This is a genomic window from Pedobacter sp. A2324 (genome assembly GCF_059693705.1).
Genome location: NZ_JCASSK010000002.1, coordinates 1 through 16825 on the forward strand (window position 1 = coordinate 1; position 16825 = coordinate 16825).

Genomic DNA, 16825 nt, shown 5'->3' on the forward strand with positions numbered 1-16825 from the left:
TTTCTTCCCTTCCTTTCGGTTGGGAGTGCAAAGGTAGAAAACTTTTTTTAACTTCCAAATAAAATAATTTTTTATTTGTTTGCCTCTTTCTTTTCTCTATCTCCGCTATTTCAATCTGCCATTTTAACTGGCTTTCCGTTCTTCCGAACCGGGTTGCAAAGGTAATCATCTTTTTTTCTTCCGCAAATTTATTTTAAAATAAATCTTTGGCCTTTTCCCCTCTCACATCATCTTAAACCACCTTTTCAATCAATCCCTTCCTCCGAAGCGGGATGCAAAAGTAGAAAAAAATAACCACCTGCCAAATATATTTTACCCTTTTATGCAAACCAATCCTTAAAGCACTGTTTTACAGTGTCAAAAATTTAACAATCACTCAAACATTTTTAAAAGAAATTTGTATGCAAAAGCCGCTGGCCATTTAAACCTATCAAGAAAGCACTACTGGCTACTGCCCAATACTGTACTACTATATATATTACCTAGCCAAATTGCAAAAATGAGCCAGGCTATCCGTGAGATCTGTATATTACAACAAGTATTAAAGGTGATTTTTTCGGCACCACCATTAAGCCTTTCGTCACTGCTAAGTCGGGCATTGGTCGGGGATTGGTCGGGCTTGTGACAATTGTACCCGACCAAACAGTGACGAATCGACGAATAAACGCCGACCTAAGGGTTATGAGTGTATCCAGATATATTGATGACTGGTTTGTCTAGTTATCGGTGGCAATTGGGATCTGAGTATTCAGCTATATGGTGACTGATTAGTCTATTTATCAATGGCAATTGCGGGATATGGATGTTGATCAGACTTAGGAACCACTAATAATGCCCCGTTTGACGGACAATTTTGCAATTTATTAATACTTTTACAGCCAATTAAAATCTAAGATTGTTGATGAAATTGAAACTCTATATTACGCTTGCCATTATTGGGTTGGTGAAATTAGGCCACGCCCAGAATTTTAAGAACGAAGTTTCTGTGATTAGTGAGAATGATGCTTACGTAGATATCACGAGCGACCGGTATTATACCAATGGATTTTTTATCAGATATAAACATGCTCTCGACGGAAAGAAGTTAAGGGGCGAGAGAACAAAAGAGATTCTTGGCTTTGAGGTGGGACAAAAAATATATAACCCTTTTTACAGCTATGCGCCTGATCCGGCAACTCACGACAGGCCTTTTTCCGCATACTTATATGGAGAAGTGAATTATAGCAGGTTTTACAGTCAACAACAAATGCTTAAAGTTTCTGCACAACTTGGTATAAGCGGTAAAAATGCATTGGGTGAAACCTTTCAAAAGGCCTTTCATAAACTGGTTGGACAGAATCAAATATCGGGCTGGGCGTATGCTTTGAATAGTGAGCCAACAATCAATCTTGGTGCGGAGTATAACAAAAGAATATTCAGCACAGAAAACGGGGTACTGGATGGAACTGCGATTGCATCAGCATTTGCAGGAAACGTAACTACTAAAGCCAGTTTGGGAAGCTTATTCAGATTTGGAAGATTTAATGAAATGGATGGATCGGCTGCGTTTAGTAGCCTGGTGAGTCATAATCACACCAGCAAAGCCAGGCGAAAGTATGAGCTTTTCCTTTCTGTGATTCCACAAATACATGCCGTTGCTTTTGATTCGAGCATTGAAGGCGGTTTGTTCCTGAAGAACAAAGGGCCAGTTTCATTTCAGCCCAATCCTTTTGTTTTAACCGGCCAGGCTGGTTTAACCTTATCTATAGCCAGGTGGACAGGAAGCTATATGGCTACTTTTATCACAAATGAAGTTAAAAACAGCGCCCGGGGTTACCATTATGCATATTACAGTTTAGCCTATCGTTTCAGTAAAAGTTAATATGAGAAAACACCTACTAGCTATATTCTTTATTTTCGGGTTAGTTTCAACACACGCACAGATTGCGCCTGAAAATCACTCCATCTTTTTCAAACCGGTATTTGGGACTCACATTAACAGCGATCAGGGGCATTTATTTCAAGACCAGATCATTGGCTTTGATGCTGCGTATTTTAAAGACATCGAACAAAATAAAGATCACTGGATAAAAGCACTCGGTGCAAAATCTTATGGCTTAGGTTTTATTTTCAGAGATATCAGCCGGTTGAAAGGCGCAAAAGATACTTCAGCAAATTCTTTCGGTCAGGTATATGGACTGGTTGCCCAAATGGATTTTGAGCTTTTTAAATTAGGAAAGGCAAAATTTAACTTTACCCCGGGTATTGGCTTAAGTCTTACCAATAAATACTTTGGCAATCATCCGAAAAACAGATTTCTGGGCAGTCCGGTAAATGAAGCTATAAAAGCTGACCTGGGAATGGCGTTACCCGTTGGCAAATACACCAGTTTACTCGCAGGATTTGGCTTCCTGCATATCTCAAATGGTGGATTGACGGTACCCAATGGCGGATTAAATACCGGAAACATTTACCTGGGTTTAAAGCTGAATAACCCTAAAAACCCATCTGAGGAAAAAAGAAGCACTTATATTCCATTACGAAGAAATTCAATCGAAATCAGTGTTGGTTTGGGCGCCAGAGGCGTTCCGCAGCAGAGTGATAAACATTTATTTAAAAGCGGCTTATATGCCGGATATAATTTTTATCTGAATGATATCATGGTTTTGAAGGCAGGTGCTGATGCCGTTTATTATTATACTGTTTACAATCCTGATGACTATGCCGGGACTTACCAGAACTACGGTACCTCTTACGACAGGTGGCGTACCGGTTTAAGTGTGGGTGCAGAGATCAACCTTTGGAGAATCACTGTAGGTGCCCAGGTAGGCAAGTATCTCCATTATAACAGATACAAGGAAGATGCCACCTGGTACTGGACATTCGGGCCAACTTACAATATTACCCCCCGTCTGGGCATTCAGGCAAAAACGTATATGCACTTTGCTCAGGCTGATTATGTAAACTGGGGATTAGTGTATCGCTTTTAATACTGTCCTGTACTTAACAAAACCAAAGTACAAGCTCTTACAGGCTCAATATCATGTTGATCAAGCAATTTTTCAAGCTCATAATTTTCAGTTCCCGGATTAAATATGACCCGTTTGGGCTTGGTTTCCAGAAGGTAGTTTTCATATTGAGGCTGCAAAGCAGGACCGATGTATAGTGTTACCGTATCGATATCATGGTGAATTTCGCCAGGCCTTTCAATCTCAACTCCTGCGACTTCTCCTTTTTTTATGCCCACATTAATGATATCGTGATTGAATCTACGAAGCATGTGAGCCGCTTTATATGCATATCTGGATGGATCCGGAGATGCCCCAATGATGAGTGTCTTTTTCATTTTATCAGTAACAACCTTAACATTATAAAGTTTTTCAGGGTTGATTCAGAATTGCATTGGCACAGTTAATCCCATCTATGGCGGCCGATACAATTCCGCCTGCATATCCTGCGCCTTCAGCACATGGATAAAGCCCTTTTAATTGGGGATGCTGAAAAGTTTCCTTATCACGGGGGATACGAACTGGTGAAGAAGTGCGGCTTTCAACACCAACCAGAATAGCTTCATTGGTAAAGTAGCCTTTTATTTTATTTCCAAAAAGTGGTAGCGCTGCTCTTAAGCTTTGCGACACAAATTCTGGAAGTAGGTTGTCGAGCATCACACTTTTTGTGCCCGGAAGGTAAGAGTTTTTAGGAAGGTCGATTGACAATCTGTTGTTTACAAAATCGACCATTCTTTGTGCGGGGGCAACCAGGTTACCTCCGCCAGCTTCAAAAGAGCGTTTTTCAATTTCAGCCTGAAAATTCAGCATACGTAGGGGGTCATATCCTTTAACATCATCTAAAGTAACCTGAACAACTGTACCAGAGTTGGCATAGGGGTTATTGCGTTTAGATGGCGACCAGCCATTTACTACGATTTCATTTTCACCGGTAGCGCAAGGTGCAATGATTCCACCCGGGCACATGCAAAACGAAAACACGCCACGCGCACCTACCTGTTCAACAAGGCTATAGTATGCCGGAGGCAAAAACTCGGATCTGGTGTCACAATGATATTGAGCAGCATCAATAATTTCCTGCGGATGCTCAATGCGTACACCCAAAGCAAAAGGCTTTGCTTCAATTAAGATGTTTTTTTTATGTAAAAGCTCGTAAATATCTCTCGCCGAATGTCCGGTAGCCAGAATGATATGATCTGCAAAAAGTTTATCCTGATAGTTAATTTCAATGCCTTTTACCTGACCAAATTCTGAAATGATATCGGTCATCTTCGCATCAAACATCACTTCCCCACCTGCATTAAGTATTGTCTCTTTGATCGATGTAATGATATGAGGCAATTTATTGGTCCCGATGTGCGGGCGGGCATCAATGATGATGTCTTTTTCTGCACCATGATCTACAAATACCTGCAGTACTTTGTTGATATCACCGCGCTTGTTCGAACGGGTATACAACTTACCATCAGAATAGGTTCCGGCACCGCCTTCACCATAACAATAATTGGACTCGGTATTGACCAGCCCTTGCTTATTGATGGCCGCAAGATCCCGGCGACGTTGCTTAACGTCTTTACCCCGTTCAATGACCACTGGTTTTAGTCCGTTTTCGATGCATTGCAAAGCTGCAAACAGACCTGCAGGGCCGGCACCAATAATCAGCACCTGTTTGGCATTACTTACATTCGGGTAATTTATAATATTGATTTCCGGGCTTGGCAATTCATCTACAAAAGCCCTGACCTGTAAGCGGAAAATAACTTTCCGGGACCGAGCATCGATCGACCTTTTCAAGATTTCATAACCATTGATACGATTTTCCGTAACCTTAAGCCCTTCGGCCAGTTTGGTTTTGATTATTTCGGTATGCTCTACCTGGTGGGGGAGCAAGGTAATCTCGATATCCTTTTGCATACAACTTGTCAGGTTTTTATCCTGAATCGATACAAAGATAAGGTTTGATGCCGAAATAGCGTAGTGAAAAATCCACAGGATCGGGATAAGAAACAAAATGTCACTTATTCTGATTAAATGTAACAAAGGCATGCAATTTGATATCTAATTCGTAAATTGAATAAATTTCAGTTGACATAACAAAGACAAAAACCATAAAAATGAAAAGATTAGTATTTGGAATATTAGCTGCTGTGATTGCAGTTAGCACTTTAAGTTCATGCGGTTATAACAGCATGGTTAAATTAGATGAGAATGTAAAGTCGAAATGGGGAACTGTGCAAACCCAATATCAGAGACGGGCTGATTTAATTCCAAACCTTGTGGCAACGGTAAAAGGTGCTGCCAAATTTGAGCAGGGAACGCTAACCGCGGTTACTGAAGCCCGTGCTAAAGCAACGCAGATGACTGTTAAAGCAGACGATTTGACCCCGGAGAATATTCAGAAATTTCAGGCTGCTCAAGGTCAGTTGAGTCAGGCATTAGGAAAATTATTATCTATCACAGAAAATTATCCTGAATTAAGGGCAACTCAGCAGTTCAGTGACCTATCGGCACAACTGGAAGGTACTGAAAACAGAATCACTGTTGCCCGTAAAGATTTCAATGATGCTGTTCAGGAGTATAATGGTAAGATCAGGTCATTCCCAACTAACCTGACAGCAGGTATGTTTGGTTTTAAACCTAAGGGCTATTTCGAGGCAGACGCTACGGCAAAAGATGCTCCTAAAGTAGAATTTTAATTTTCATCAATCATTTTAAGGGTAGTGGCTGTTTACTTGTGAACAACCACTACCCTTTTTCATTCCATTTATACTATAGAAATGCCATTATTTTCAGATATAGAACAAGATAAAATCGCAAAGGCAATAGCTGATGCCGAAACGGCCACTTCGGGAGAAATCAGAATTGCTATTGATAAGCATTGCAAAGCAGATCCCATTGAAAAAGCTGTGGAGTATTTCTCGAAGCTTGATATGGATAAAACAGCGAGAAGGAACGGTGTTTTAATTTACCTGGCGCATGCGGACCATAAGTTTGCCATTATAGGCGACTCCGGCATTAACAAGCTGGTTCCTGATGATTTTTGGGAAACTACTAAAATTGCCATGACCGCCCACTTTGCCAAAGGGAATTTAGCAGATGGAATTATTGCTGGCGTTGCTTTGGCGGGAGAAAAACTAGCATTATTTTTCCCTCCACAAAAAGGTGACATTAATGAGTTGCCGAATGATATTGTATTTTTAGATAACCCGGAAAACAAATAAACCATGAGAAAACTATTGTTATTCATATTACTCGGGTTTACGTTTAGCTTGTCTTTTGGCCAGGATTTCCCAGCGAAACCGTCTACACTCGTTAATGATTATTCCGGCGTACTATCGGCCGATCAAAAACAGCAGCTGGAAAGTAAACTAGTTGCTTTTGATGATTCTTCTTCTACGCAAATTGCCATTGCAATTTTAAAATCTGTTGGTGATTACGACATCAATGAGTATGCCCTTGAGCTCGGAAGGAAATGGGGCGTTGGACAAAGTGGTAAGAACAATGGAATTATGATTGTTGTCGCTGTTGGCGATCGCAAAATCTCCATCCAAACCGGATATGGAGTTGAGGGAGTACTTCCGGATGTATATGCCAAAAGAATTATAGACAATGATATTAAGCCTAATTTCAGGGAAGGAAACTATTATGCCGGGCTGGATGAGGCTACAACTTCCATTATAAAATACACCAAGGGTGAATACAAAAATGACAAGCCTAAAACTTTTTCAAAGAAAGGAGCTGGTTTAGGTAGTGTATTTGTGATTATCATTATTGTGGTGATTATCATTATCATCAGCAGGCGTGGCGGCGGCGGTGGCAATCAGGTAATTGGCGGTCGCGGTGCATCTGATGCGCTATTCTGGGCCATGTTATTTGGTAGCGGAAGCCGTGGTGGTGGAGGCAGTGGCTGGGGAAGCGGGGGCGGATCATCAGGTGGTGGTGGTTTTGGAGGCTTTGGTGGCGGTAGTTTTGGTGGTGGCGGATCAAGCGGTAGCTGGTAGGGTATATTTTTTTATATTTACCATTATAATATTTAAATAGCGTGCATAGAAGAGAATTGATCACGGCGGAGATACAACGTTTGGCAGAGGTATTGTCGAAAATCATGGGCCTGAAACTTGAGGGGAAACCCGATGAGGCCAGCAGGCTCTTTGACCAAACCATGGTATCTAACTTCTCTCTTCCGGTTGAAGTACTGGAAGCTGATGGCGCAGATGCTTTTGATGAATGGCTGAAAGGTAACGAGATGCCTCCCGAGAAACTGGACTCATTAAGTGAATTTCTCTATTATGAACTGGGGTTAAGTGCTGAACGGAACAGTGTGATTGCGCCAAAGCTTAATTTGGTTTATCAGTATTTATCGGCTCATCACAAAATTGTGCACCTGGTAAATTTCCACCGTCAGCAAACCATACAACAATACCTCTAGGATTAAACCAACAGATTAAATTTAAACGAATGATTATAGAAAAGTGGCAAAAGCTTGCCTCTAAATATTTAGTAAGGGAGAGATGGGCAACCCTGAGGGTTGATGAACTGAAATTACCAAACGGAACGATCAAGGATGATTATTTTGTATTGGAGTATCCTGACTGGGCATCTGCAGTTGCGCTGACGGAAGAAGGTAAAATTATTATGGTTCGTCAATACCGCCATGCAGCCGATATTGTTTCATTGGAAATCCCAGGTGGAGTAATTGATGGTGACGAGGGTCCTGAAGCAGGAATAAAAAGAGAACTGGTAGAAGAAACCGGGTATACGTTTAAAACCTGCAGGCTCATCGCAGAACTTTATCCAAATCCGGCTACAGCGAATAACAAAACCTTTACTTACCTGTTAACGGGGGGCGTAAAAACCCATGAGCAACACCTGGACGAGCACGAAATCCTGAATGTGGAAGAATATACCATCGACGAAGTAAAACAACTTTTAAAAGAGAATAAAATTGCCCAATGTATTCATGTAGCTGCATTGCACTATGGGTTAATGGCTATAGATCAGGCACACATTTAATTACCGAATTAATTTAATATGCTGGAAAGTGCGGACTTGACTCGGACTTACTGCGTTTATAATGGCGGGGAACCCTTAATGATACTGCACGCAGCAGGCAATGAGTAATAGCTGAGTAACGACTGAAAGGGTTCGTCAATAAAAAAGGGTGGTGATTTGAATATCAAATCGCCACCCTTTTTGTTTAAGTACCAGGTGCAAACAAATTCTGCCCCGTACTAGCTCATTTTTAATTTTTTCTGGATATCGTGTACGTAAGCTTTGAACTTTTTATCCGTATCAATCAAATCTTCAACGGTTTGGCATGCATAGATTACGGTACTATGATCACGTCCGCCAAAAAATGCACCGATTGTTTTCAAAGATGATTTTGTATGGCTTTTCGAAAGGTACATCGATATCTGACGGGCCTGAACAATTTCGCGTTTACGTGTTTGTGATTTCACCATATCAACAGGTACCTCAAAATACTCACATACCAGTTTCTGGATATATTCCATGGAGATTTCTTTGGAAGTATTTTTAATAAAGTTTTTCAACATCTGTTTAGCTAACGCTAAATCGATCTCTTTCTTATTTAAAGTGGCTTGTGCCAATAAAGATACCATGGCCCCTTCAAGCTCACGCACATTATTGTCAATGTTGTGTGCAACATACTCCACCACTTCTCCTGGCAGTTCAATACCATCGGCATACATTTTCTTTCTGAGAATTGCGATACGTGTTTCCAGATCCGGAATCTGCAAATCGGCAGATAAACCCCATTTAAAACGGCTTAATAAACGCTCTTCCAGGCCAGCTAAATCTTTTGGCGCTTTATCTGAAGTTAAAATAACCTGTTTACCAGACTGGTGGAGGTGGTTAAAGATGTGGAAGAAGATATCCTGCGTTTTCTCTTTGCCGGCAAAGTTGTGAACATCATCCATAATGATGACGTCCATTGCCTGATAGAAGTTAACGAAATCATTTATGGTGTTGTTTTTTAATGAATCAACGAACTGCTGACAGAATTTCTCACAGCTTACATAAATAACCAGCTTATCTGGCATGCTGCGTTTGATTTCATTACCGATTGCCTGCGCTAAGTGGGTTTTCCCTAAACCTACTCCCCCGTAAATCATTAACGGGTTAAATGACGTGCCTCCTGGTTTAGCTGCAACAGCATAACCTGCGGAACGTGCAAGGCGGTTACAATCGCCCTCGATGTAGTTTTCGAAAGTATAGTTAGCGTTTAACTGCGGATCTACATTTAATTTTTTTAATCCAGGTATGATAAATGGATTTTTGATATCCTTATTGATGGAAACCGGAATAGGCATAGATTGTACCTTGGCCTCTGCCCCATTTCCATTTGATGGCATATTGGTAGTATAAGGACTACCACTGTTTGATGATTTATCAACAACGATATTGTATTCTAATCTGCCATCCTCTCCAAGTTGTTTTTTTACGGTCTTGCGAAGCAAGCCCACGTAGTGTTCTTCAAGCCATTCGTAAAAGAATAAACTCGGCACTTGTATGGTTAAAACCTTACCTTCTAATTTAAGGGCAGTTATTGGCTCGAACCAGGTTTTGAAACTTTGGGTCGGGATGTTATCCTTAATTATTTGAAGACAGTTCTTCCATACTTCTGTACAAGTTTTTTCCATTGCGATTTCTATATATTATTGATTTTCAGTACCGATTCGACGTAAAGGGATGGTCCGTTTCGGGACTACGAATATTGATAAAATTATCAACATTTTAAACAAAATTCTGAAATAAATTGTAACCTACTGATAAGGAATTGAGTAGCCCTGTTAACCTCAATTTTTTATGTTGATAACTATTTATTAACATCAATTTTCGGCATTTAATGCTATTTGCTGGTTTCATCCTAATAATACTCCGGATCGCCATTTAAAAAGCAAAATTCAAGCCACTAGGCTTTTAAAGGCATAAATTTAGACGTGTTTTTAATGTTTAAAACACAACATACTGAATATCATAATACATATCTCAAACGATTTTAACCAAATAATATTTTTAGACCTTATTGTGTAGAAAAATGTGGCAATTTGTCCTCACTCATCCGTTTAGTGCGAAAATTATTGCTGACCAAATTCCCGGGGGAGATTAAGGTCAAATGAAGTAAAAAACCACGTGTTTAACTAAGGTGTTCAGAGAAAATATTATTAAGCATGCAGTTTACAAAAGATGATTAATACTCTCCGAATACGCCACGAAATACATCGGCAATTTCACCAAGTGTAGCATATACTTCAACGGCTTCAATGATGAATGGCATTAAATTAACGTTTCCACGGGCGGCTATTTCTAAGGCACCTAAAGCGCCGGCGACGGCCTCACTGTTTCTTGATGCCTTAAGACTGATCAACTTATCCATTTGAAGCTTGCGAATGGAGTCGTCAATATTGAAAACCTCATTTATTCCTTCTTCTTCCTGCGTAAATTTATTCACCCCAACCGAGACTCTTTCCCCGCTTTCAACTTCTTTCTGGTACTGATAAGCAGCGCTGGCAATTTCATTCTGCATGTAATCATTTTCGATTGCTTTGACTGATCCTCCCATGGCATCTATTTTTTCGATGTAGGCCCATGCGGCGTTTTCAATTTCATCGGTGAGGTTTTCAACGAAAAAAGAGCCTGCCAGCGGATCAACTGTATCGGTTACGCCACTTTCGAAGGCAATAATCTGTTGTGTTCTAAGGGCGATTTTGGCTGCAGATTCCGTTGGCAAAGACAAGGCCTCATCATACCCGTTGGTATGAAGCGACTGTGTGCCGCCCAACACCGCAGCCATAGCCTGATTACTTACCCTGATTACATTATTAAGTGGCTGTTGTGCAGTTAGTGTGGAACCACCCGTTTGCGTGTGGAAACGAAGCATCTGTGCCTTTTCATCGGTAGCGCCAAGGTGTCTGGTTATTTTCGACCACATTCGCCTTGCTGCCCTGAACTTGGCAATCTCTTCAAAAAAATTATTGTGGCAATTAAAGAAAAAGGACAGGCGTTTAGCAAAAACATTAATATCCAGGCCTTTTTCTATAGCTGCTTTCAAGTATGTTTTTCCATTGGCGAGGGTAAATGCGAGTTCCTGCACCGCCGATGAGCCTGCCTCCCTAATATGGTAACCGGAAATCGAGATGGTATTCCATTTGGGCACTTCATTACTACAAAACTCGAATATATCGGTGATGATCCGCATAGACGGTGCGGGTGGATAAATGTAAGTTCCCCTTGCGGCGTATTCTTTAAGAATATCGTTTTGGATGGTACCGGAAATCTGTCTGATATCTGCCCCTTGCTTTTTTGCCAAAGCGATGTACATGGCCAGCAATATTGAAGCCGTAGCATTTATAGTCATTGATGTTGTGATGTCCTTTAATGCTATTTTATCAAAAAGAATCTCCATATCTTTCAATGAATCGATGGCTACGCCAACTTTTCCCACCTCGCCATCAGCCATTTCGTGATCGGAATCATAGCCAATTTGTGTGGGTAAATCGAAAGCTACTGACAGTCCGGTGGTTCCCTGATTTAACAGGTAGTGATAGCGTTTATTGGATTCTTCAGCAGTTGAAAACCCTGCGTATTGCCTCATCGTCCAAAGCCTGCCCCGATACATATCTTTTTGAATACCTCTGGTAAAGGGAAATTCGCCAGGCTGTTCTTCCATTGGCCGGGATGAGGTATAAACTTCCTTTATCTCAAGGCCTGATGTGGTGGTGTATTTTTTGTGGCTCATGGTAAATTTGGTTAACTGTTAAAACTATTTAACCGATTGCGACATCCAAATGCTTATTCGCGCAATGATTAAAACAGCACGGCAATATCTTTCTTAATCAGTTCGATTGTCAAATCGTAGGGATTGTCGCTAATGACAGCCATGTGCTGCAAAATTGCTTTGCTCAGTTCTATACCACTGGCATCGGCAGGCAATCCCTGAACTGCATTATTAATCATGGCAATGGTATCGTCTTTCAATTTACGAACAACTGTCCAGGTTTGGCTATCTACGTATAACTGTTGCGTGATGTTATGCTGATACTCAGAGCGGACCTCATTGAGAATTCCGGTCTGCAATGCAGCAATGCTAATCCCCTGCTGATGCAAACGCACCAATAAATTTGCGGGATTGATCCTATCGGTGAAAATAATCAAGCGTTCATGTGCCTGAAGTCGCAACGGCAGAAGATGCGCCCTGCTTTCTTTATTTAATTCGAGCACCTTTAAATTAAAAAAGCGTTGTATATCACCTTTTATAATGTAATAGAGGGCCATAAAGGCCAGGAAGATGCCGGCAAATAAAATAACTACATCGGTTAAAACTTGTTGAATGCTCATGGTTTGTTTACTTACGGTAATATTAACGTTGAGTGAAAAGCAAAAATGTACATTATTATTTATATTTCCTTTATGAGTACATATTCTCATTGATAAAGGAGAGAACGATAAATTGCTTTTTTATGATGTTAATTATTATACATATAAAAGCAATTTATCTAAGTTTGTAAAAGATAAACTTGAAATAACATGAGCACAACAGTTGATACATCATTTGCACCGGTTACATTTTCAGAAGGTGCAACGAAAGAGCTTACTAAATTAAGGGATCAGCAGGAGATCGGCCAGGATTATGGTTTACGCGTTGGCGTTGAAGGTGGTGGCTGTGCCGGGATGAATTACGTTCTGGGTTTCGACCAACGAAAAGACGGTGATCAGGAATTTTTTATCGATGGCATCAAGGTTTTTATGAACAAAGCACATCAGATGTACTTAATGGGCATGATGATCGACTGGCAAGACGGGCTTAACTCGCGTGGTTTTACATTCGTAAATCCGAATGCAACGAGTACTTGTGGTTGTGGAACAAGTTTCTCAGCATAATTAAAATATTATTGTAACATATATTGAAGTCCCGATGTCTAAACGTCGGGACTTTTTTATTGGCAGCGGATATAGCGGAGACATGAAGATAAACCAAATAGATTTCCCTATATTGACACTCATACAATGAATTACAGAGAAAACATCAGACTGGCATTAGAATCTATCAAGGCAAACCGCTTACGCACCATGCTTACGGCCTTAATTATTGCAATAGGTTTAATGGCTCTGGTAGGTATTTTAACTACGCTTGATGCTGTAAAGAAAAGTATGACGGACGCTTTTAGTAGCATGGGAGCAAATTCGTTTACGATCAGGAATCGGGGCACGGGTATCAGAATCGGAAATGGAAAACGGCCGAAACCGTTTAAATCCATTCGTTATGAAGATGCTGTAAGATTTAAAGACAGTCTGAATGCTCCGGCCACCGTTGCCGTGAGTGTATTTGCCAGTGGTGGTTCTACGGTGAAATTCGGAAGTTTAAAAACCAATCCAAATATCAATATTCAGGGTATCGATGAAAACGGCCTGGCTTCTCAAGGGCTTAATTTATCTGAAGGCAGAAACTTTGGCTTATCTGAAGTATCACTCGGCAGCAATGTCTGCATTGTGGGTAATGAGGTTGTTGAGCGCTTGTTTAAAGATTCAGATCCGATGGATAAATTAATCAATGTTGGAAACAATCGTTTCAAAATTGTTGGGATTTTAGAGAAAAAGGGTTCAAGTATGGGGTTCAGTGGCGACAGGGCTGTATATGTTCCTTTGCTGAAAGCTAAACAAATTAACGCCAATGCTAACCCATCCTATACCATCACTGTTATGGTTGGCGACAATAACAACCAGGATGGTGTTATTGGAGAAGCGACTGCCCTGTTCCGGAATATTCGCAAAGTGAAGGTGAGTGAAGCCAACAACTTCGAGATCACGAAGAGTGATGCTGTTGCTCAAACTTTATTTGAGAATCTGGCCTTTGTAGCAGTTGGTGGTATTGCTATTGGGATCATCACACTGATTGGCGCTTCTATAGGCTTAATGAATATCATGTTGGTTTCTGTAACGGAACGTACCAGAGAGATTGGGATCAGGAAGGCTATTGGTGCAAATCCGAAAGTGATCAGACGTCAGTTTTTAATTGAGGCTGTTGTAATTTGCTTAATGGGTGGCGTAATGGGTATTTTTCTTGGTATTGTTTTGGGTAATATTATATCCCTTGCCATGGGGGGATCATTTCTTATTCCATGGGCATTTATTCTGGGCGGCTTTGTTCTGTGTGTATTGGTTGGCATTTTATCAGGATATTATCCGGCGAAAAAAGCATCCAGACTTGATCCGGTTGAAGCTTTGCGGTACGAGTAAGAAATCGGATATTTGTTCAGTATCAAGCTCAACGCATAATTAAAATTTGAGTTAGCAGTTTTAAATCAATGTATTATTCAGCTGATGCTGCCCCAGGAGGCGCTGCATTAGTGGTGTAGTCAAGCTGTTCTCCAAAGCAGCTGCATGTTTAAGATGGTGCATGTCGCTCCCAATGAAATCTACCAGATGATTCTCAACCATTTCTTCAGCCGTTTTTTTTGCCCCCGAACCATAATATCCTGTCAGGGCAATGGAGTTCATTTGCAATAGACATCCGGTTTCCCGGATCTGATGATAGCTTTCAAAAGATGAGTAGTAATATGGATACCTTTCGGGGTGAGCAAGGATGGGTTTATAACCACTATCCTGTATTAATTTAATAAAATCAAACAGATTTTGAGGCGGATTGATATAAGAAAGTTCAAAGAGCATGTAATCAGCGCCGAAGGTAAGTACTTCTTTTTGCCTGATTTTTTTTTCTAAAGTTTCATCAAGATAATACTCTGCTGCAGCATTTACATCTAAATCCAGCTGAATATCGTGCAGCCCTTTTCTTAAAATATCAAGTCCGCGATTAATGGTATCAGGGGTATTGCGGAAGTAGTCGGCCATGATGTGCGGTGTGGCAATCAGCTTCCTGAAACCAAGGGCCTTAAATTTCTGCGCCAAGGCCAGTGAGTCCTTTAGTGTTTGTGCGCCATCGTCGATTCCGGGAATGATGTGAGAGTGCATATCAGTTCCAATACTTGCGAAGTTAAATTCGGGTACGATTTTTTTCTTTTTGAAGAATCCGAACATATGGGAATACAGGTATTTAATTTATTTCTTTTGGCAGATGAACATCAGCAGCTGCAGATGCAAGCTTAGAATCATAAATGCGCTTAAGCAGTTCGTTTAAATAACTGCTCAAATCGAACTGAATATCTTCGTGAAGTTTTTTAAACTTATTAATTGTTACTTCTACGGTTTTAATGTAATAAGCAATAAACAGGAAGCCATAATCTCTGTAACCAAAGGTTGATCTTTTATATTCCAAGGGGATATGGTTCAGCATAAAAATCTTCAATTCAACCTCACCAATCGGATCTTTGGTGATTTTATAAAAACGGTTAACCGATGTAATCATTTTCCTGACTTGTGCCAAGGCATCTTTTGCAGCAAGCTTTTTCAAATCGGGAATGAGTTGAATTACATCGGCTTTAATGGTTTCTTTCCTATCATCCAGATCACTTTCATTTTCCAGTAATTTGTAATGAAGGTGTTCGGTGAGCACTTTATCTTTAGCGATTAAACGCAACAGCAACTTGTCTTTTTCCTTTACGGGTAAATCTGTAATTGCTGTTTTAAGGTCTTTGTGCTCTGATAGTTTCATTAAAAAAGTTTATTTGCGAAGAGGGAGGCTATCCAAATTTATTCAAAAGGATTTGCTTTAATATATTTCTCCCACTCCCATGCTGAACGCATCATTTCATTTAAGTCGAGCTGTGCTTTCCAGCCCAATTCGTCATTTGATTTTTGAACATCACCATATATCTGAACGACATCGCCCGCTCTTCTCGGGCCAATGTTATAATTTAATTTTTCGCCATTCACCTTTTCGAAGGCTGCTATAATTTCTAGAACTGATGATCCTCTACCTGTTCCGATATTGAACACTTCATAGCCAGATGATGTTTTATTCTCGGCTAATCTTTTTACTGCCGCAACGTGCGCTTTAGCCAGGTCTACGACATGGATATAATCGCGGATAGCAGAACCATCAGGGGTATCATAATCGTTGCCATACACGGTTATAGGGCCTCTTTTACCAATTGCAGATTGTGTAATGAAAGGCACCAGATTGGCGGGGACACCGTTTGGAAGTTCACCAATCAAAGCAGTTTCGTGCGCGCCAACCGGATTAAAATAGCGAAGTGCGATCACACGCAACTCTGGAGTTACTGCTGCAGTTTCTTCCAGAATTTCTTCAGCTATTTGCTTGGTATTTCCATAGGGCGATTCTGCTTTCTTTACAGGTGCGGCCTCTGTTACTGGCAAACTATCTGGCTGACCGTATACCGTACAAGATGATGAGAATACGAAATCAATTTTGCTGTTGAATGAAGTAAGCAGATTGATCAACCCATAAAAATTATTCCTATAGTATTTCAATGGTTTTTGAACGGACTCTCCTACGGCTTTAGAAGCTGCAAAATGAATGATTCCTGTGATGTCTTTGTTCTGCTCAGCAAATTCCTGAACCGCCCTGTCATCCTGAAGGTCGATTTCCTGAAAATCGAACCATTTGCCGGTAATCGCATGAAGCTGGGTTAAAATTTTAATGTTAGAATTGGATAGATCGTCTACGATGACTACCTCATAACCTGCATTATGCAGTTCTACAACAGTGTGGGAACCAATATACCCGGTTCCACCGGTAACTAGTATTTTTGACATCTTAAGGATTAAAATGGTAAAGTGCTATTCTGTGTAACCAATTGATTAACGTATACAAAGCCTAATGGGTTTATATATTTTAAGCTTTTTTAATAAATTCGCTTTATCTTGGCACGAAGATAGGAATTTACAGCAATGCTTTT

17 protein-coding genes are annotated in these 16825 nt (G+C 40.5%); 9 read left to right on the forward strand and 8 right to left on the reverse strand.

Annotation, left to right across the window (positions count from 1 at the left end; translation table 11 throughout):
• The first annotated feature begins 901 nt into the window (after window positions 1-901).
• Entirely contained in the window at window positions 902-1861 is a 960-nt protein-coding gene (locus tag AC570I_RS05025; RefSeq protein WP_497404637.1) for a lipid A deacylase LpxR family protein, read from the forward strand.
• 1 nt (window position 1862) lies between these two features.
• Window positions 1863-2969 (forward strand): acyloxyacyl hydrolase, encoded by a 1107-nt coding sequence (locus AC570I_RS05030; RefSeq protein ID WP_497404638.1) that lies wholly within the window; start codon window positions 1863-1865, stop codon window positions 2967-2969.
• Here the strand turns inward: AC570I_RS05030 and AC570I_RS05035 are convergent.
• Window positions 2966-3325 (reverse strand): CoA-binding protein, encoded by a 360-nt coding sequence (locus AC570I_RS05035; RefSeq protein WP_047800331.1) that lies wholly within the window; start codon window positions 3323-3325, stop codon window positions 2966-2968. The two genes, AC570I_RS05030 and AC570I_RS05035, sit on opposite strands and share 4 nt — an antisense overlap.
• 34 nt (window positions 3326-3359) lie before the next feature.
• Entirely contained in the window at window positions 3360-4901 is a 1542-nt protein-coding gene (locus AC570I_RS05040; RefSeq protein ID WP_497404639.1) for an NAD(P)/FAD-dependent oxidoreductase, read from the reverse strand.
• Between the two features lie 200 nt (window positions 4902-5101).
• On the opposite strand from AC570I_RS05040, the gene AC570I_RS05045 reads away from it, so the two are divergent.
• The 5 genes from AC570I_RS05045 to AC570I_RS05065 all read left to right on the forward strand — a co-directional run bounded on the left by AC570I_RS05045 (window position 5102) and on the right by AC570I_RS05065 (window position 8000).
• Window positions 5102-5683: a LemA family protein gene (locus AC570I_RS05045; RefSeq protein WP_047800329.1), complete on the forward strand. Its 582-nt coding sequence runs from the start codon at window positions 5102-5104 to the stop codon at window positions 5681-5683.
• Window positions 5684-5764: 81 nt separating this feature from the next.
• Window positions 5765-6208, forward strand: coding sequence for a TPM domain-containing protein (locus tag AC570I_RS05050; RefSeq protein ID WP_047800328.1), 444 nt, complete (start codon window positions 5765-5767; stop codon window positions 6206-6208).
• Window positions 6209-6211: 3 nt separating this feature from the next.
• Entirely contained in the window at window positions 6212-6988 is a 777-nt protein-coding gene (locus AC570I_RS05055) for a TPM domain-containing protein (protein WP_497404640.1), read from the forward strand.
• Between the two features lie 41 nt (window positions 6989-7029).
• Entirely contained in the window at window positions 7030-7416 is a 387-nt protein-coding gene (locus tag AC570I_RS05060; RefSeq protein ID WP_156166763.1) for a hypothetical protein, read from the forward strand.
• A gap of 29 nt (window positions 7417-7445) precedes the next feature.
• Entirely contained in the window at window positions 7446-8000 is a 555-nt protein-coding gene (locus AC570I_RS05065) for an NUDIX hydrolase (protein ID WP_082120700.1), read from the forward strand.
• Between the two features lie 218 nt (window positions 8001-8218).
• Here the strand turns inward: AC570I_RS05065 and dnaA are convergent, their stop codons facing one another.
• The 3 genes from dnaA to AC570I_RS05080 all read right to left on the reverse strand — a co-directional run bounded on the left by dnaA (window position 8219) and on the right by AC570I_RS05080 (window position 12347).
• A complete protein-coding gene (gene dnaA / locus AC570I_RS05070; RefSeq protein WP_316798540.1) occupies window positions 8219-9649 on the reverse strand; it encodes a chromosomal replication initiator protein DnaA in 1431 nt (476 codons plus the stop codon).
• Between the two features lie 551 nt (window positions 9650-10200).
• Window positions 10201-11748, reverse strand: coding sequence for an acyl-CoA mutase large subunit family protein (locus AC570I_RS05075; protein WP_497404641.1), 1548 nt, complete (start codon window positions 11746-11748; stop codon window positions 10201-10203).
• A gap of 68 nt (window positions 11749-11816) precedes the next feature.
• Window positions 11817-12347: a DUF7935 family protein gene (locus AC570I_RS05080; protein WP_497404642.1), complete on the reverse strand. Its 531-nt coding sequence runs from the start codon at window positions 12345-12347 to the stop codon at window positions 11817-11819.
• A gap of 189 nt (window positions 12348-12536) precedes the next feature.
• On the opposite strand from AC570I_RS05080, the gene AC570I_RS05085 reads away from it, so the two are divergent.
• Both AC570I_RS05085 and AC570I_RS05090 read left to right on the forward strand, forming a co-directional pair.
• On the forward strand, window positions 12537-12890 hold the full coding sequence (locus AC570I_RS05085) for a HesB/IscA family protein (RefSeq protein WP_047800322.1): 354 nt from the start codon (window positions 12537-12539) through the stop codon (window positions 12888-12890).
• A 126-nt stretch (window positions 12891-13016) separates the two neighbouring features.
• The gene (locus tag AC570I_RS05090; protein ID WP_047800321.1) at window positions 13017-14246 is read left to right on the forward strand and encodes an ABC transporter permease; all 1230 of its coding nucleotides are present in this window, start codon (window positions 13017-13019) and stop codon (window positions 14244-14246) included.
• Window positions 14247-14306: 60 nt separating this feature from the next.
• On the opposite strand, the gene AC570I_RS05095 is transcribed toward AC570I_RS05090, so the two are convergent.
• From AC570I_RS05095 to galE, 3 genes are read right to left on the reverse strand one after another with little or no spacing between them, the layout of a single operon-like run.
• Entirely contained in the window at window positions 14307-15044 is a 738-nt protein-coding gene (locus AC570I_RS05095; RefSeq protein WP_497404643.1) for a tyrosine-protein phosphatase, read from the reverse strand.
• A gap of 16 nt (window positions 15045-15060) precedes the next feature.
• Complete coding sequence (locus AC570I_RS05100) at window positions 15061-15618, reverse strand: hypothetical protein (RefSeq protein ID WP_497404644.1); 558 nt, start codon at window positions 15616-15618, stop codon at window positions 15061-15063.
• Between the two features lie 38 nt (window positions 15619-15656).
• Window positions 15657-16682 (reverse strand): UDP-glucose 4-epimerase GalE, encoded by a 1026-nt coding sequence (gene galE / locus AC570I_RS05105; RefSeq protein WP_047800318.1) that lies wholly within the window; start codon window positions 16680-16682, stop codon window positions 15657-15659.
• Between the last annotated feature and the right edge of the window lie 143 nt (window positions 16683-16825).

Excerpts from the sequence above, each read along its gene's own strand:
- AC570I_RS05075 (WP_497404641.1), bottom strand. The coding sequence starts at position 11,748 with ATGAGCCACAAAAAATACACCACCACATCAGGCCTTGAGATAAAGGAA.
- AC570I_RS05100 (WP_497404644.1), bottom strand. The coding sequence starts at position 15,618 with ATGAAACTATCAGAGCACAAAGACCTTAAAACAGCAATTACAGATTTA.
- AC570I_RS05050 (WP_047800328.1), top strand. The coding sequence starts at position 5,765 with ATGCCATTATTTTCAGATATAGAACAAGATAAAATCGCAAAGGCAATA.
- dnaA (WP_316798540.1), bottom strand. The coding sequence starts at position 9,649 with ATGGAAAAAACTTGTACAGAAGTATGGAAGAACTGTCTTCAAATAATT.
- AC570I_RS05080 (WP_497404642.1), bottom strand. The coding sequence starts at position 12,347 with ATGAGCATTCAACAAGTTTTAACCGATGTAGTTATTTTATTTGCCGGC.
- AC570I_RS05040 (WP_497404639.1), bottom strand. The coding sequence starts at position 4,901 with ATGCAAAAGGATATCGAGATTACCTTGCTCCCCCACCAGGTAGAGCAT.
- AC570I_RS05035 (WP_047800331.1), bottom strand. The coding sequence starts at position 3,325 with ATGAAAAAGACACTCATCATTGGGGCATCTCCGGATCCATCCAGATAT.
- AC570I_RS05045 (WP_047800329.1), top strand. The coding sequence starts at position 5,102 with ATGAAAAGATTAGTATTTGGAATATTAGCTGCTGTGATTGCAGTTAGC.
- AC570I_RS05090 (WP_047800321.1), top strand. The coding sequence starts at position 13,017 with ATGAATTACAGAGAAAACATCAGACTGGCATTAGAATCTATCAAGGCA.
- galE (WP_047800318.1), bottom strand. The coding sequence starts at position 16,682 with ATGTCAAAAATACTAGTTACCGGTGGAACCGGGTATATTGGTTCCCAC.
- AC570I_RS05055 (WP_497404640.1), top strand. The coding sequence starts at position 6,212 with ATGAGAAAACTATTGTTATTCATATTACTCGGGTTTACGTTTAGCTTG.
- AC570I_RS05030 (WP_497404638.1), top strand. The coding sequence starts at position 1,863 with ATGAGAAAACACCTACTAGCTATATTCTTTATTTTCGGGTTAGTTTCA.
- AC570I_RS05065 (WP_082120700.1), top strand. The coding sequence starts at position 7,446 with ATGATTATAGAAAAGTGGCAAAAGCTTGCCTCTAAATATTTAGTAAGG.
- AC570I_RS05085 (WP_047800322.1), top strand. The coding sequence starts at position 12,537 with ATGAGCACAACAGTTGATACATCATTTGCACCGGTTACATTTTCAGAA.
- AC570I_RS05025 (WP_497404637.1), top strand. The coding sequence starts at position 902 with ATGAAATTGAAACTCTATATTACGCTTGCCATTATTGGGTTGGTGAAA.
- AC570I_RS05095 (WP_497404643.1), bottom strand. The coding sequence starts at position 15,044 with ATGTTCGGATTCTTCAAAAAGAAAAAAATCGTACCCGAATTTAACTTC.